Annotated in this window: 14 protein-coding genes and 2 pseudogenes; 5 read left to right on the top strand and 11 right to left on the bottom strand. The window is 69.4% G+C overall.

Translation table 11 applies throughout. The features are described 5' to 3' along the window. Positions 1-32: 32 nt before the first annotated feature. The 6 genes and pseudogenes from OG972_RS37535 to OG972_RS37510 all read right to left on the bottom strand — a co-directional run bounded on the left by OG972_RS37535 (position 33) and on the right by OG972_RS37510 (position 5,564). Positions 33-1,724, bottom strand: coding sequence for an ABC transporter substrate-binding protein (locus OG972_RS37535; RefSeq protein ID WP_266989168.1), 1,692 nt, complete (start codon positions 1,722-1,724; stop codon positions 33-35). A 67-nt stretch (positions 1,725-1,791) separates the two neighbouring features. Next, entirely contained in the window at positions 1,792-2,817 is a 1,026-nt protein-coding gene (locus OG972_RS37530) for a LacI family DNA-binding transcriptional regulator (protein ID WP_266989166.1), read from the bottom strand. 184 nt (positions 2,818-3,001) lie between these two features. Beyond that, positions 3,002-3,162: pseudogene (gene rpmE, locus OG972_RS37525) on the bottom strand (50S ribosomal protein L31); the annotation flags it as partial. A gap of 210 nt (positions 3,163-3,372) precedes the next feature. Then, positions 3,373-3,507 carry a hypothetical protein gene (locus tag OG972_RS37520; RefSeq protein ID WP_266989164.1) on the bottom strand — a complete coding sequence of 45 codons (135 nt, stop codon included), beginning with the start codon at positions 3,505-3,507 and terminating at the stop codon, positions 3,373-3,375. Between the two features lie 212 nt (positions 3,508-3,719). After that, a complete protein-coding gene (locus tag OG972_RS37515; RefSeq protein WP_266989162.1) occupies positions 3,720-4,604 on the bottom strand; it encodes a hypothetical protein in 885 nt (294 codons plus the stop codon). Positions 4,605-4,679: 75 nt separating this feature from the next. Further along, positions 4,680-5,564, bottom strand: a complete 885-nt coding sequence (locus tag OG972_RS37510; RefSeq protein ID WP_266989160.1) for an ABC transporter substrate-binding protein — start codon at positions 5,562-5,564, stop codon at positions 4,680-4,682. A gap of 151 nt (positions 5,565-5,715) precedes the next feature. Between OG972_RS37510 and OG972_RS37505 the strand changes: the two are divergent. Together OG972_RS37505 and OG972_RS37500 are read left to right on the top strand one after the other, a co-directional pair. Further along, positions 5,716-6,222 (top strand): annotated as a pseudogene (locus OG972_RS37505) (GNAT family N-acetyltransferase). Positions 6,223-6,414: 192 nt separating this feature from the next. Continuing rightward, positions 6,415-7,299: a hypothetical protein gene (locus OG972_RS37500; RefSeq protein ID WP_266989158.1), complete on the top strand. Its 885-nt coding sequence runs from the start codon at positions 6,415-6,417 to the stop codon at positions 7,297-7,299. Positions 7,300-7,445: 146 nt separating this feature from the next. Here the strand turns inward: OG972_RS37500 and OG972_RS37495 are convergent, their stop codons facing one another. After that, positions 7,446-8,126 carry an HAD-IA family hydrolase gene (locus OG972_RS37495; protein ID WP_323135923.1) on the bottom strand — a complete coding sequence of 227 codons (681 nt, stop codon included), beginning with the start codon at positions 8,124-8,126 and terminating at the stop codon, positions 7,446-7,448. 330 nt (positions 8,127-8,456) lie between these two features. Here OG972_RS37495 and OG972_RS37490 point away from each other — a divergent pair, with 330 nt between their 5' ends. Further along, positions 8,457-9,146: a transposase gene (locus OG972_RS37490; protein WP_266989154.1), complete on the top strand. Its 690-nt coding sequence runs from the start codon at positions 8,457-8,459 to the stop codon at positions 9,144-9,146. Continuing rightward, positions 9,032-9,529: a hypothetical protein gene (locus OG972_RS49660; RefSeq protein WP_353961649.1), complete on the top strand. Its 498-nt coding sequence runs from the start codon at positions 9,032-9,034 to the stop codon at positions 9,527-9,529. The genes OG972_RS37490 and OG972_RS49660 overlap by 115 nt, the downstream gene beginning before the upstream one ends. Here the strand turns inward: OG972_RS49660 and OG972_RS37485 are convergent. After that, entirely contained in the window at positions 9,511-10,884 is a 1,374-nt protein-coding gene (locus OG972_RS37485; protein ID WP_266989152.1) for a hypothetical protein, read from the bottom strand. The genes OG972_RS49660 and OG972_RS37485 overlap by 19 nt on opposite strands. Before the next feature lie 373 nt (positions 10,885-11,257). Between OG972_RS37485 and OG972_RS37480 the strand changes: the two genes are divergently transcribed. Next, positions 11,258-12,979 (top strand): IS1182 family transposase, encoded by a 1,722-nt coding sequence (locus OG972_RS37480; RefSeq protein WP_266989150.1) that lies wholly within the window; start codon positions 11,258-11,260, stop codon positions 12,977-12,979. Positions 12,980-13,000: 21 nt separating this feature from the next. Here OG972_RS37480 and OG972_RS37475 read toward each other — a convergent pair whose 3' ends face one another. Genes OG972_RS37475 through OG972_RS37465 form a run of 3 tightly spaced genes read right to left on the bottom strand, consistent with a single transcriptional unit; the run spans position 13,001 to position 15,036 of the window. Continuing rightward, positions 13,001-13,189 carry a hypothetical protein gene (locus OG972_RS37475; RefSeq protein WP_266989148.1) on the bottom strand — a complete coding sequence of 63 codons (189 nt, stop codon included), beginning with the start codon at positions 13,187-13,189 and terminating at the stop codon, positions 13,001-13,003. Positions 13,190-13,222: 33 nt separating this feature from the next. Beyond that, positions 13,223-13,888, bottom strand: a complete 666-nt coding sequence (locus tag OG972_RS37470; RefSeq protein ID WP_266989146.1) for a response regulator transcription factor — start codon at positions 13,886-13,888, stop codon at positions 13,223-13,225. Then, positions 13,879-15,036 carry a sensor histidine kinase gene (locus OG972_RS37465; RefSeq protein ID WP_266989144.1) on the bottom strand — a complete coding sequence of 386 codons (1,158 nt, stop codon included), beginning with the start codon at positions 15,034-15,036 and terminating at the stop codon, positions 13,879-13,881. Before OG972_RS37465 ends, OG972_RS37470 begins: the two co-directional genes overlap by 10 nt. Positions 15,037-15,165: the final 129 nt, after the last annotated feature.

The following is a 15,165-nucleotide window of genomic DNA, read 5'->3' as shown; positions in this document are numbered from 1 at the left end:
GCGCGGGCGGACCACCGGAGTGAGTGGGGGTGTCAGTGCTGTCGGTTCTTGACGGGCTTCAGGCTCGTCAGGACGAGGACGGTGGTGTCACCGCGGTTGGTCAGCGTGGCGTACGGGTTGTCCGCCGTCGGCCAGCCAGTGAACCGGATGTCGGTGTACGCGCCCCACTCCGGGCCGGGGAAGAGCGGCACCACGGGCGCGTCCTCGGCGAACAGCTTCTGCAACGCGTCGACCTTGGCCTTCTGCCCGGCCTCGTCGGGGGCGGCGGCGAACTCGTTCAGCAGCCGATCGGCCTTCTTGTCACCGAAGCGGTGGTAGTTGCTGACCGTCTTGGTGCCGACGGGCTTGACCGATTCCGTGCCCATCGTGGTCCGGTAGAACTGGAACGGTGTGGCGCCGTTGTCGCTCCACACGATCCCGGTGTCGTAGTCACCGGTCTCGTAACCGCTGACGACGGCGGCCCAGTCGGGGGACTTCACGTGGGCGGTGACACCGACCTCGGCGAGGTTCTGCTTGATGATGTTGGCGACGGACAGCCAGTCGGAGGAGGCGGATCCGACCGAGATGTCGAAGGTGAACGGCTTGCCGCTCTTCAGCTTGCGCCTGCCGTCCGAGCCCTTCGGGTACCCGGCCTCGTCGAGCGCCTTGCCGGCAGCGACGGCGTCGTGCTTCGTCCAGGTGCAGGATGCGGCGAGGGCGGCGTCGCGCCACGCGTCGTAACCGCCGGACAGGCCGGTGCAGTCGGCCGGCTCCGTGTACCCGTTCATGCCGACCTCGGTGACGCTGTCCCGGTCGACGGCCTGGCTGAGCGCCTTGCGCACCTTCGGGTCGTCGAACGGCGCCTTGGTCGTGTTCATGGTCCACTCGACCATCGACCCGGTCCGCGGGTACCAGTACGCGTTGTGTTTCGGGTCCTTGTCGACGAAGCTCTTCTGCACGTCGGGGATGAAGGACTGCGTCCAGTCCGCCTCGCCGTTCACGAACGCCAGGTTGGCGCTGTCGTTCCCGGAGAAGCCGAGCACCCGGATCCCGGCGATCTGCTGCTTCTTCGGCTGCCAGTACTCGGGGTTCCTGCGGAGCTCGTACGACTGGCTCTGGAAGTTGGCGACCTTGGTGTACGGGCCCGTGCCCACCGGGTTCGGGTTGGTGTCCTTCGCCGGGTCCTTGACCTTCTCCCACACATGCCGGGGCACGATGACCTGCTTGCCCAGCTCGAACAGACCGGGCGAATAGGGCTTCGTGAGGCTGAAGACCACCTTGTCCGCGCCCTCGGCCTTCGCCGACTTCAGATACTCGTAGCCGCCGAGCAGCTTCTTCTGCAGTGCGAAGGTGTACGCGACGTCCTCGGCGGTCAGCGGCTTGCCGTCGGACCACTTGACGCCGTCGCGCAGCGTGAACGTCACCGTCCTGCCGTCGGCACTGGTCTCCCAGGAGGTGGCCAGCCACGGCGTTGCCTTGCCGTTGGCCGGGTTGTAGACGAGCATCGCCTCGTAGATCGCTTGGGTGGTCAGGGGCGCCACGACCTGGCTGGGGGCGAACGGGTTGAAGTTCCGGGTGAAGGTGGCGAAGTCCTCACGGGGAATGGTGAGGAGCTGGTCGCCGGAGGTGTCCCCCGCGGCGTTCGTACCGGTGCCGCTGCAGCCGGTGAGCAGCAGGGCCGCGGCGACGACGGGGGCGGCGAGTACGGCAGGCCGGAAACGCCGGACACGTATGGTCGGTGCCATAATGTGGTTTCTTCTCTCTCTTCACTGTGCCGAAGACGGGTGAGGATCCCCGTCGGACTGATTGCAGTCAGACCGACGAGCGTTCGATCAGCGGGCAGTCGACCGTCACCTGTGTGGTGGTGAGCGGCTGGCCCGCTGTGAGAGCGCCGAGCATGTCAACGCCCTTTGCCCCCATGGCCTCGAAGGGCAGGGCGACCGTGGTGAGGCCGGGCCGCAGGTAGGCGGCGATGAGTTCCTGGTTGTCGAATCCGATGACGGCGATGTCGTCGGGGATCCGCAGTCCGCGTTCCTTGATGGCGTCGTAGGCGCCCATCGCCGTCCGGTCGTTCCCGCAGAACAGAGCGGTCGGGCGGTGACCCGGATCCGCGCGGTCGAGCAGTTCGCAGGCCGCCGCGTAGCCGCCGTCCGCGGTGGCGTGCCCCGATACCACGAGGGTGTCGTCGATGTCGGCGCCGGCTTCGCGCAGCGCCTGCTCGTACCCCTTGAGCCGGCCGACGGCGGCCGGGATGCCGGTGTCGAGGTTGATGAACCCGATGCGCCGGTGGCCCGCGTCGATCAGCCGCCGGGTCGCGGTGTACCCGCCCGCCACCTCGTCGGGCACCACGGACGGCAGGGCGCCGTCCGCGTCGAAGCAGTTCACCAGGACGACCGGCACCTCGCGGGCGGCGGGCGGCAGCGTCACGGCGCGGTGCCAGGTGGTGGCGTACAGCAGCCCCTCTGCGCGCTGCTCCAGGAGTTTGTCGAAGGCGGCGGCCTCCATGGCGGGGTCGTTGTCGCCCGCGGTGATGAGGAGGAACTTCCCGTCGGCCCAGGCCCGGTCCTGGGCACCTTTGATCACATCGACGGCGAACGGCGCGGTGACGATCTCGGTGATGAGCCCGTACCACTCGCTGCGCTTGGCGGCGAGCGCGCGGGCTCCGGCGTTGGGCCGGTAGCCGAGCTCCTCGATCGAGGCCCGGATGCGGGCCTGGGTGTCCTCGGGGATGGCGGCGTCGGCACGCTCGTTGAGCACGAAGGAGACGGTGGTCCGCGAGACACCCGCATGGCGAGCGACATCGCTCATCGTCACGCGGCGCGCCTTGTTCGTGGCCATGTTCGACTACCCCCTGCGTCCCGCCGGCGGCGGGTCGTGCTCCGGTTACGCGCTTTAGTAACGCGCGTTAGTTCGATGTTGCAGGCAAGTTACGAGGGGTTGACCGACGGTGTCAAGAGGGGTGACGGCCGGAGTCTTCCGCCGCACCCGGCGGCGCGGCGGAAGTCTCCGGGGCGGTACGGGGTCAGGGGGCTTCCGGGCGCTCTCCCTCCCCGTACCGGCGTTCGAACTTGGCGACCTGCCCCTCGGTGTCGACGACCCGGGCCTTGCCGGTGAAGAAGGGGTGGCTCTCGGCGTGGGATCGGACACGACGAGCGGCGCACTGTCTGCTCTGTCGAGCACGAGGACCGAGTCACCGAGCACCAGGTGCTCGATGAGGCCGTCGGACAGACGCAGGATGGCTATGGTCGCCGACGGACTGATGGGGTCGGCGACGTCGCAGGTGCCCCGGTGATCGTCCGTCACCTGCTCGATGGCCTCGGCGAGCAGCGCCGAAAGGCTGCGGTCCCGCACGAGTGACAAGAGACCGAGGAGGCTGCCTCCCAGTCGGCTGGCTTACCAGGCCACGCCGTGCCGGCAGATCGATTCGGTGCCGGAGATGCCGGCGCCGTCGATCAGCACCGCTGCCGTCGGTACGGCGCCAGTGAAGTCCTCGTTCACGTGGCCAGTCCGCGCCGCAGTGCTCGTCATCGTCACCCGCATGCCCTGCCGCCGCCCTCCCGCCGGTCAAGGCGTCGACAGTAACAACCACCGACGCGCTCGGGGCCCACACATCTGCTGCCGCGCAGACGCGTCGGGCCCATCAGCATGTGTCACACAGGTCCTGGGCGCCGTACCGCGCCTGTCCGGCGCTCGATGACGGACCCTCGGACCCGTCGTGAGGGCCCGCCACGCCGGACAGGTCACCGGCATCCCATGTCCTGCTTCACGGCGGGCCACGCCTCCACCCCGTCCGGGGTGCGGACATAGACCCTGGACATGTCGTCGGTCAGCCACAGTTCCCAGTCGTCCAGGTGGTAGCCCGTGGACCGCGCACCGGCGGGCATCGTCACGTCCCCGTCGTACGCCGAGGTGAGCATGCCGGACGGGAGTACGCCCTTCGGGTCACGCGCATAGACCTTCCGATCGGCCGAGACCTCCCCTCCCGAACCCGCTTCCCATTCAAGGAAGTTCGCCTCCTGCCAGTCGCAGTGCGCCTCGCCCGCCGAGCTGTTCAGCTCGGACACCGGCACCCGGTGGCCGTCCTTGTCGGTCCAGACCCGGTACGGCCGCTTGTCCGTATAGCTCGACGGCAGCTCCGCCGGGTCGCACGAGGCGGCGGTCTCCGGCCCCCAGCCCGGACGCCCCTTTTGGTCCTTGGCGACGACGACGGCGATCTTCGTCCTGCGGTCCACGTCGAACGAGTACAGGACCCGGTCCGCCTCCTCGCGTTCCACGCGATAGCCGTACTGCGGCAGATCGGGCTGCTCGATCTCGAAGTGCAGCTTCAGCCCTTCCTCGGGCGTCGCCCCGCCGTCGCCCTTGCTCCAGGTTTCGCTGCCGCTGCCGGAGTAGATGTCCCCCGCGCACTCCAGAGCGCGGCCGGCGGCCCCCGATTTCGTCTTCATCGCCTGCGGGGTGTCGGCTTCGACGTTCGGATGCGGTACGTCGAGCGGGCCGCTGTAGGGCGCGGCCGGGGGGCTCCCCTCGGTCACGAGATCCTCGGAGGCACCCCCGCCGCACGCCGACGCCGTCAGCGCGGTCACGAGGATCACCGCGACCGTTCCGCCCACCCTGCCTCTGTTCATGCCCCGCCCCTGTCCACCCTCGGTCCTTGCTGCTTGCCCGTCGGACGTGCCGGGCGGTGCGACGGTTCCGGCGCGCTACCGGCCTTGCGCCGCCTCCACCGCGTCGGCCACCAGCGTCAGGAAATGTGCATGGGCCTGGGGGCTGCAGACCGGTTCCGGATTCCACGGCACCACCGCGGCCGCCCGCTCCAGCGCCGTCCAGTCAGCGTTCGACCGGAGCCGGTCCAGAGGTGTGGCATTGGACCGGACGTCGGTGAGCAGGATCCTGGGACGGAGGGCCGCCGCCTCCGCCCAGCCGACCGTGGACCAGTTGGCACCGGGCCCGGCGGCCGGTTCGACGACGTCGACACCCAGCTCCGCCAGCACGCGCAGCTCCGGCCACATGCGGGGACGCGCGAGATGCGCCTGGTCCTGCTCCGTCGGTGACAGGGCGAGCACCCGGGGCCGGGACGGACCGGCGGCGAGAGTGCGCAGCCGTTCCCGGGCTGCTTCCAGGTCGTCCGTCGCCGCGGACCCTCCCTCCTCGGCCCCGAGCGAGCGGGCCAGCTCGGCGAACCGGTCGCCGATGTCACTGAGGGGGCGTGCCTGGCCCACGTCGATCACGACGACCGGCACGTGCTCCTCCAAGTGCTTGGCGGTCTCCGGGGCCAATCCGTAGACACGCCCTCCCCCGTAGCTGACGGCCACCACGAGATCCGGCCCGCCCCGTAAGAGGGTGTCCACGTCCAGGACGCTGCCCGCACCGAGATAGTCGACCTCGGTGAGCGGCAGCGACCCGGTCTTGGCCCGGTCGGGCGACTCGCCGTCGTGGTCCGATCCGAAGATCCCGCTCGGACGTATCCCGTGGTCCCACAGCGTGGCTCCGGCCTGGACATAGGCGAGCACACGCGACGGGCGCCGCCCGGCACTCGACAGTTGTCCACGGTCGTCGGAGAACTGCCACTCGGTCCGCTCGCTCACATCGCACACCCTTCTGCACCCGGCCCGGCCCCGGTCCGGCTCGTACACCACTACCTGCCCAGGTCCTTACCGGGACATCCCTCCGTGGGGCGCCGCTCCCGCACCCGGTTCCGGCCGATCGAGACACGTCGCGGTATGTGATCCTGGCGTCATGAGTGATCCATCCCGGGTTGCCGTCGATCGTCACCCAGGTCGCGGCCTTGCTCCGGCCGTCGCGGACGCGCTGACCGACCTGCTGGCGGCCTACCATCTGCAGACGCAGGCCTAGAAGGGCGAGGCCGTCGCCGATGTGACGGAGCTGCCCGACCGGTACCGGGCGGAGATCTCGGATCCGCGGTCCGCCTTCCGTGACGATCTTGTCCTGATGGCCTTCAGCGGGGACGCGCCCGTGGGCTGTCTCGTCGTGACGGCCGCGGTCGACGGGCGTACGGAGGTCAAGCGGCTGTGGACGGACCCCGGGTTCCGGGGCCGGGGCATCGCGTCCCGGCTGATCAACGCCGCGCTTGCGGATGCCGAGGAGCGCGCAGTCCCGACGGTCCGTCTGTCCGTGTGGAAGTGGCGCACGGGCGCCATCGCCCTGCACGAGCGGCTCGGCTTCACGCACACGCAACCGTGGGACGGGCGGGACCAGTTGGTGTGCATGGAACGGACGCGATGAGCGCGACGCCAGGGCGTTCCGCGGAGTCCCGCCCGGCCAGCGGATGGACGGCGAGACCGGGTGAGCAATAGTCGCTGAGTTCCCGGCCTCGTCCACGACCGACCGGCGTTCTTGAGAGTGCCTGTACCAGGACCTGTTACCTCGTCCGGGTGACCGGAGCCCGTTCTGGGACTTCTGGACGAGGACGGCACCTTGGCGATCCGCTCCTGGCTCGACCGCCGCACCAGCGAACTACCCGCCGGCTTCGCCAGAGACGTCCGTGACTGGCTGCTGGTCCTGCTTGACGGTGACAGCCGCGCCAGGCCACGGTCGCACGCCTGCCTCTACGTCTACTTCGGGTGCGTCAAACCTCTGCTGGAGAACTGGGCGGCCACTCGCGAGCACCTGCGTGAGATAACCGTCGCCGACGTCAGTACCGCCCTGGCTCCGCTGCGCGGATGGCGGCGGCGCAACGCCATCGCCGCACTGCGCTCGCTGTTCCGCTTCGCCAAGAAACGCGGCCTGATCTTCGCCAACCCCACTACCCGGCTCAAGACCGAAGAGATCGAGCGCAACCTGCTGCCGATGACCGACGCCGAAGTGCTCGCCGTCGAACGGATCGCCGTCACCCCGGCGCAACGACTGATCGTCGCCCTGGCCGCCGTCCACGCCGCCCGCGCCACGGCCATCCGACACCTCACCCTGGACGACCTCGACCTACCCCACCGCCGGATCTCCATCTCCGGACACGCTCAACGACTCGGCGAACTCCCCCACCAGACCCTGCTGGCCTGGCTCAACCAACGCAGCGTCAGCTGGCCGAAGACCCCCAACCGGCACGTGATCATCAACGCGAAAACCGCCCTGGGGACCGGGCCCGTCAGCGCCGAATACCTCAAGCGGCACCTCTTGCACCAGGGCGTCTACCTAGAACGCATCCGCGGCGACCGGGTACTGCACGAAGCCCTGACCGTCGGCGCCGACCCGCTGCACCTCGCCCTGGTCTTCAACCTGTCCCACACCACCGCGAGCCGCTACGCGACCATCGCCCAGGACCTGCTGGACGACCAGATCGAGCGGGCCGCCGAGGGCGAATGACTACTGAACTTGATTGGGTGATGTCGGGGCCGTTCGGCTGAGCACGGGCACCGGGCTGCCCCTCGACGGTTGACCGGCGGTCTGCTGGCAGCGCCATCGCCACCGCTGCCGGTGACCGCGCGAAGACCGCACTGCCTGCCATCGCTTCAGAAGAGGTCCAGCAATTCCGCCAGGGACGCGATGGATGGCATATCCGAGGTAGCCGATCCCCGACAGACCGCGCTCCCCGCATATCCGAGTTTGATCGCGGCGGCGACCAGGCTCGGATCGTCGTCGACGAACAGGCATTGCGCAGGCGGGAGATTCAGCGCGGTGCTGGCGTGGTGGTACATGCGCGGGTCCGGCTTGTTGCAGCCGAGCTCGGCGGAGATCGCATACGCCTCGAAGAACTGCCCGATCCCCAGTCCCGCGTGGAGGGCGGGCAGACCGGGCCAGGCATCCGACACCACCGCCATCCGCACGCCTCGCCGGCTCAGCTCTTCCAGGGTTCCAACGACCTCTGGGTACGTCTCCAGGACCGTGGCCGGGGGGACTTCGCGGCGCAAGTCAGCGAGGAGTTGCGAGGTCGGGTCCACACCGAGGTTGTGAAGCATCACCCGGTGGTAGTCGTCGTAGTCGGGCGTCGACGACGAGGTGGCGAAGAAATGGTCGCCTGCGGCGATGGCTGCCGCGAACTGTTCCGGCGTGATCGAGGGGTCGTAGGCGAGGACGGTCTGCTCGAAGTCCGCTCGTGGGTTCCACCGGCCACCGATCGGCTGCATCAGCACGCCGCCTGAATCGAAGAGAACAGCCCGGAGATCTTCAGGAGAGGATGGTCGTGTCGTCACCCGCTCAGTCTGGTGAGTGGATGCCTCGCTGGTCGACCGCCTGCACCGTCGGATACCGGCAACCACACCCGCCCCGGTCAGACCGGCATCACGAATTCAAGTTCAGTATCCTGCCGATACCCACCGCACTTTCGTGCCCGCCAGCGGAAAACGCCGTGGGTTCCCGGTGAAAGCCCCTCAGTCACGCTGAACTCACTGCCGTCGTGCCGGTAAGAACCGTGTCACCGATCCTGCTGGCATATTCCGTGCCCAGCGGGGCTGACGGCTCGTTGGGCAGGACAGCAACGGCCGTCTTGGCTTTCCCGGTCGCGGGTGGGGTGTGGAATGTCGATGCAGCCGAGGCCGTGGCCGAAGGTGCCTGAGCTGACCGCGCAGGTGGCGCGGGCGGTGGCGGCACGGGGCCCGTACCCGTTGGCGATGCGGGTCCGTGACGAGCTGGGCGAGTTGTTCGCGGACGCCGAGTTCGCCGAGGCGTTCGAAGCCAGAGGACGGCCAGGCTGGTCACCAGGCCAGCTCGCGCTGGTGACGGTGTTGCAGTTCGCCGAGAACCTCACCGACCGGGCGGCAGTGCATCGGGTGCGGTACGGCATGGACCTGAAATACGCGCTCGGCCTGGAGCTGGATGATCCCGGGTTCGACGCCTCGGTGCTGTCCGAGTTCCGCACGCGGTTGGTCAAGCACGGGATGGAGGAGAAGGTGCTCGACCTGCTGCTGACCGCGCTCAAGGACCGGGGCCTGGTGAAGGCGGGAGGCAGGCAACGCACTGACTCCACCCGCGTGCTGGCGGCAGTACGCGATCTGAACAGGCTGGAGCTGGCCGGGGAGACGCTGCGGGCCGCGCTGGAGGCGCTGGCCTGCGCGGCCCCGGACTGGCTGACCCAGGCGGTGCCAAGTCGTATCAGCGCATGGGGTGCTTCCCGAAGGTGGAAAACATTCCGGAGGCGGTGGCGGAGTTCGTGCGGCGGGCGGTGGAGCTGCCGGAGGGCACGCTGGCGGTGTACCGGGCGGCGAAGACCATGAAAAACCACCTGGGCCTGGTACGGCAGCGGGTTGGCGTGGCCTACGACCAGGGCAGGGCCCGGCGGATCGCCGAGGAGTCGATCCGCAAGGAGGCCGCGTCGAAGAACAGGCCGGGCGATCCGCCGTGGCGGACGTGGGCCGGAGAGGGGGCCGGGCGGGAGGTGCCGGGGCCATGCGCAAGCGGCTACGAGGACCTGGGCGCACAGACGGGCGGCGGAGTTGCACTACGAGTGCGCCCGGGGTGGCACGGGCTTGCCCGCGCCCTACAGGGCGGTGTACTGGGTCAGCGCCCTGTAGGACCTGGCTCTGTCCGGCACCCGCCGCGCGGCGCCGGAAGATCGGCGTGGCGCGGCGGGTGGCCGGGTCAGATCAGCGTGTTGTAGATGTTCCAGCCGGTGCCGATCTGGGTGCGCTTGCCGGTGAGGCCGCGCTTGCCTGGGTAGGAGTACGAACCTTCGTACGCCCAGAGGTTGCCGCTGGCGTCTCGGGCCACCAGCTCCTTGCCCTCGCCCCAGCCCAAGTCGTCGCCGAAGGCGAGGGCACGGTAGGTGCCGAAACCGACGCCGAACTTCTGCGGGGCCTTGAGCGGGGCGGCGACCTCGCCGGTCGGGTTCGCCTCGTAGAGCCACAGCACACCGGCCGCGTCCTTCGCCACGATGCCGTTGGGGAAGGAGGTCAGGCTGGTGAACTTGTTCCAGCCGCCCCCGACCTTCACGCGGGTCTTGAAGGGCCTGGCTGGGTCGCCGGTGCCGCGGTAGAACCACAGGACGCCATCGCGGTCCCGGGCCAGCAGGTCGTTAACGCGGTCGGTACGTGAGTCGCCCATGCCGACGATGGCGGTGTACTGGCCCCAGCCGCTGCCAACGAGCGTGCGGGGCTTGAAGGGGGTCCCGGGCTGGCCGGTGCCCCGGTAGAACCAGAGCCGTCCGGCTTTGTCACGGGCGACCAGGTCGTGGCCCACTCCGGTGGAAGCGCTGCCCACGGCGGTTTTGCCGAGGCGGGTGATCGTGTTGTAGATCTCCCAGCCGCCCCCGACCTTGGTGCGCCTGCTGTAGGCGGTGGTGCCGTACTTGCCGTCGGACTCGTACTGCCACAGTGTACCGGCGGTGTCGCGGGCGTAGATGGTCGGGCGGGAGGTCGCACGCCCCTCGACGAAGTTGATCTGTGCGGGTGCCGCGGCCAGGGCGGTCCCGGCGGCGTCCGTCAGGTTGATGGTGCCCCCGAGGCCGTCGGCCAGCATGGCCTTGGTGCTCACCAGGAGTTGCCAGGTGAGCGTCGTGCCCGCGTTCTCCGTGGTGGCGGTGGCCGTGGGCAGGCTGAGGTAGATGATGCCTTCGGTGTACTCGTCGTGGCCGGTGTCGAACCGGCACGACGTGTACGGGCCGCCGTTCAGAGAGCAAGTGGCGTCGAGCGCGGAGGCCACCTGCCGGGGCTCCCAGCCCGCTCCCGGAGTCCGGGTGAATACCAGCTGGGCCTTGACGTCGCCGGTGAAGCCCGCGGGCAGCGTGGCGGTGAAACGGACCTTCGACGCCGGGACGTCGCCGGTGGCGACGTCGGTGGGGCCGCCTTCCTGGACGACGGTCACCGGTGCGGGGTTCTCGGCGCCGGCCTTCGAAACCGGGGTGGTGGCGGTGTACGCGGTGGCTGTGGTCAGCGGAGCCGTGACGCTCGCGAGGACGGCTATGCCGGCGACGAACGCGAGTCGGGTACGGCGGGTGAGGTGGTGCGTGGTGTTCAAGGATCCCCCGGGAGCCTGTAGACGTATACGTGTTCGCATGTACGACACCTTGTGTACCGCGAGGGTTGTACGCCGTGACCGGATTTCACGATGGCCTGATTGAAGTGCGGGTCGTCGCACCGGGGTCGACCGCGGGCAGGGCGGCCAGGTCGACCGCCCCGGACTGCCCTACCGTTTGCCGCCAGCGCCCGCGGGGGCCGATTCGGTGTCGAAGGTGTAGAACTTCCGGTGGTCCAGCATGTCGGGGTGCCGGTAAGAACCGTGTCACCGATCCTGCTGGCTTATTCCGTGCCCAGCGGGGCTGACGGCTCGTTGGGCAGGACAGCAACGGCCGTCTTGGCTTTCCCGGTCGCGGGTGGGGTGTGGAATGTCGATGCAGCCGAGGCCGTGGCCGAAGGTGCCTGAGCTGACCGCGCAGGTGGCGCGGGCGGTGGCGGCACGGGGCCCGTACCCGTTGGCGATGCGGGTCCGTGACGAGCTGGGCGAGTTGTTCGCGGACGCCGAGTTCGCCGAGGCGTTCGAAGCCAGAGGACGGCCAGGCTGGTCACCAGGCCAGCTCGCGCTGGTGACGGTGTTGCAGTTCGCCGAGAACCTCACCGACCGGGCGGCAGTGCATCGGGTGCGGTACGGCATGGACCTGAAATACGCGCTCGGCCTGGAGCTGGATGATCCCGGGTTCGACGCCTCGGTGCTGTCCGAGTTCCGCACGCGGTTGGTCAAGCACGGGATGGAGGAGAAGGTGCTCGACCTGCTGCTGACCGCGCTCAAGGACCGGGGCCTGGTGAAGGCGGGAGGCAGGCAACGCACTGACTCCACCCGCGTGCTGGCGGCAGTACGCGATCTGAACAGGCTGGAGCTGGCCGGGGAGACGCTGCGGGCCGCGCTGGAGGCGCTGGCCTGCGCGGCCCCGGACTGGCTGACCCAGGCGGTGCCCGTTCGGGAATGGGCCGAACGCTACGGCCCGCGGATTCACTCCTGGCATCCGCCGGCTTCCACGAGCAAGCGCGAGGAGATGGCCCTGGTCTACGGCCGGGACGGGTTCGCGCTGCTGGAGGCGGTGCACGCCCCTGACACCCCGGCCTGGCTGCGTGAGCTCCCAGCGGTGCAGGTTTTGCGCACGATATGGGTGCAGAACTACCACCGCGCCGTGACCGAGGCCGGGGCGGAGGTGAAGCGGCGGGAGAGCAAAAACCTCCCGCCCGGCAGACTGCGGCTGGCCTCCCCGTACGACACGGACGCACGCTACGGCCTCAAACAGGGCTCCTGGTGGACCCGCTACAAGATCCACATCAGTGAGTCCTGCGACGAAACTGATGACCAGGACGCGCCCACCGGCCAGGCGACGATCCCTGGAGCCGACGGACCGCCGCCACGCTTGATCACCAGCATCGCGACCACCGACGCCACAGTGACCGACGCGGAAATGACTGAACCGGTCCATCACATGCTCGCAGGCCGTGGTCTTCTGTCCGCCGAGCACTTCCTCGATTCCGGTTATGCCTCCGTCGAGTTGATCGTGGGGATGAAGAAGAACTTCGGGGTCACCCTGGTCACCCCGGTCCTGCTGAACAGCTCACCCCAGGCACGTGCCGGCGCCGGGTTCGACCGCACCGCGTTCACTATCGACTGGGAGAAGCGGCAGGCCACCTGCCCACGCGGGGAAACCAGCACCTGGTGGAGCCCCGCGACCCAGCGCGGGACCAAGGCCATCGTCATCAAATTCGACAAGGAGACATGTCGCCCCTGCCCGGTGCGAGACCAGTGCACCCGCTCGAAGACCGGCGGCCGGACCCTCTCCCTGCAACCCCGCGAGCTGCAAGAAGTCCTCGACCATGCCCGCCTCCAGCAGTCCGACGAGCAGTGGCGAGCCAAGTACGGAACCCGCGCGGGCGTCGAGGGAACCATCCACCAGGCCGTCGCGGTCACCGGGATGAGACGTGCCCGCTACCTCGGCCTCCAGAAGACCCACCTGGAGCACGTCCTCTCCGCCGTTGCGCTCAACCTCATCCGCCTCGATGCCTGGTGGAACGGCCACCCGCTCGACCGCACCCGCGTCAGCCACCTTGCCCGCCTCGACCTCTCCCTCGCCGCGTGACCGAATAAGCCAGCAGGATCGTCACCAGCCGCAAACGGCGGTGATCAGTCCCCGGACCTTGCAGGTCGGGGCAGTTCCGGTGTTATGGGTCGCCTCGGTGAGTGCACGGCGACCGCCCTTCAGCTCGGGCGCGTCGTTGTAGATCGTGTTCCTGGAGACGCCGAGGAGCTTCGCGGTCGAGGTGACGGTGTTCTCAGGGCGGGCGAGCAAGTCGCGAGCGTGACGTACCTGCTCATCAGTCACTCAACAGGGGCTGGGTTCGGTGCCGCCGTGGCGGCGGAGGTAGGCCAGGACGGCGCGGACCCGGCGGTGGCCGCTGCCGCCGGCCGACAGGCCGAGTTTGAGGAAGACGCTGCCGATGTGTTTGTGGACGGCGTTGTCGGTGATGAAAAGCCGCTGGGCGATGGTGGCGTTGTCGTGCCCTTCGGCCATCAGAGTCAGGACCTCGCGTTCGCGGGGGGTGAGGGCGTCGACGGGATCGCCGCGGACGGCGAGGAGTTGGGCGATGACCTCGGGGTCCATAGAGGTACCGCCGGCGGCCACGCGGCGCAGTGCGTCGGTGAACTCTGCGATACGGCTCACCCGGTCTTTGAGTAGATAGCCGATGCCGCCGCGGGTGTCGGAGAGGAGGCGGCCGGCGTATTCCTGCTCGACGTACTGAGACAGGACCAGGACGGGAAGTCCGGGGCGGTCGCGGCGGGCCCGGAGGGCGGCGCGGATACCCTCGTCGCGGAAGGTCGGGGGCAGCCGCACGTCGACGATGGTGACGTCCGGGCGGTGGGTCTCGACGGCGGCGAGGAAGCCGGGGGCGTCATCCGTGATCGCGGCAACCTCGAAGCCCTGGGAGTTCAGCAGGAGTTCGAGTCCGGAGGACAGCAGGACGTTGTCCTCGGCGATGACTACACGCACGGCAGCTCCACGGTGATGGTGGTCGGCCCGCCCGGCGGGCTGCTGATCTTCATGGTGCCGTCCAGGGCGGCGGCACGGCGGCGAATCCCGTCCAGGCCGCTGCCTCGAGATGCGTCCGCCCCGCCGGTCCCGTCGTCGGTGATCTCTGCGGACAGCATCGCGCCGTTGCGGGTGACGCGGACGGCGGCCTCGGTGGCTCGGCTGTGCCGGGCGATGTTCGCCAGCGCCTCGGTGACGGCGAAGTAGGCGACCGCTTCGACCGCGGCAGGGACCTCACCGACCTCGCCGATGTCGATGCAGGTCGGCACGCCGGCCCTGGTGGCCAGGGTGCCGAGCGCGCCGACGAGGCCCTGGTCGGCCAGGACCGGAGGGTAGATGGTGCGGATGACGGAGCGCAGCTCGGTCATAGCCTCTTCGGTCTCGGCTTGGGCCTGCCGTACGAGCGCAGCGGCCGCGTCGGGGTCCTGGGGAAGGCTCTCCCCGGCCACGGCAAGCCGTATGGCGATGGCCACCAGCCGGGCCTGGGTGCCGTCGTGCAGGTCGCGTTCGATCCGGCGGAGTTCCGCGCCGTGCGCCTGCAGGACGTCTGCGCGCGTCTGGGTGAGCTCGGTGACGCGCGCGGCAAGTTGTTCCGCCGGAGACGGTGCCAGGACTGCCAGGCAGCACCGCGCGTGCACCCGGGCGAGCGGCGGCAGGGCGATGGTCGCCAGCGCCGCAAGGAGCAGGAATTGCGCCAGATTGATCGTCAGCGCGGGTGCCCAGCTGTTGATAGGGACACCGAGCAGCAGCAGCCGTGGCGGATCCGACGTGGGAAAGGCCCACCACCCCACGGTGACGACAAGGGTGAGGAGCAGGTTACCCAGGCACAGCAGGGCGAGTGTGCCCGCGGGCAGGCCGGTGGCCACCTGAGTCACGAGCCACGCAAGGTCGCGGAGGAGGGCGTACGGGCGCGGCTCCACCGGTCTGCCCAGCAGCGCCCCGGCGCGCCGGCGGTGGCGCTCCGCCCAGGGAGCTGCCAGCGACGGTATGCACAGCAGTGGCGCCGCCACGAGCGTCACCGTCGCGGTCATCAGAGTGCCGAGCAGGTAGCGTCCGCTGCGCCCGGTCTGGACCAACCATGCGCGGGCCTCGCCGATCACGCCGTGCACTGGTTCGCCTTCGTCTGTCGTACGGGACCGGGAGGGGCCCTCAGACGCGCCACTGTACGTGCCGGGCGCCCCTGCGGCACTACAGCCACCTGTAGGTTTCAACCGGCCGCCTGCGGTAGCGACACGCAA

Source organism: Streptomyces sp. NBC_01669 (assembly GCF_026339735.1).
GTDB classification, from domain to species: domain Bacteria; phylum Actinomycetota; class Actinomycetes; order Streptomycetales; family Streptomycetaceae; genus Streptomyces; species Streptomyces yanii.
The sequence above is the reverse complement of the archived record's forward strand: the minus strand, read 5'-3'. Positions and strand labels throughout refer to the sequence as shown.

Bases quoted from the DNA above. Each gene is read 5' to 3' on its own strand.
- OG972_RS37535 (WP_266989168.1), bottom strand. From the start codon at position 1,724: ATGGCACCGACCATACGTGTCCGGCGTTTCCGGCCTGCCGTACTCGCC.
- OG972_RS37490 (WP_266989154.1), top strand. From the start codon at position 8,457: ATGCAGCCGAGGCCGTGGCCGAAGGTGCCTGAGCTGACCGCGCAGGTG.
- OG972_RS37480 (WP_266989150.1), top strand. From the start codon at position 11,258: ATGCAGCCGAGGCCGTGGCCGAAGGTGCCTGAGCTGACCGCGCAGGTG.
- OG972_RS37515 (WP_266989162.1), bottom strand. From the start codon at position 4,604: ATGAACAGAGGCAGGGTGGGCGGAACGGTCGCGGTGATCCTCGTGACC.
- OG972_RS37520 (WP_266989164.1), bottom strand. From the start codon at position 3,507: ATGACGAGCACTGCGGCGCGGACTGGCCACGTGAACGAGGACTTCACT.
- OG972_RS49660 (WP_353961649.1), top strand. From the start codon at position 9,032: ATGGGGTGCTTCCCGAAGGTGGAAAACATTCCGGAGGCGGTGGCGGAG.
- OG972_RS37530 (WP_266989166.1), bottom strand. From the start codon at position 2,817: ATGGCCACGAACAAGGCGCGCCGCGTGACGATGAGCGATGTCGCTCGC.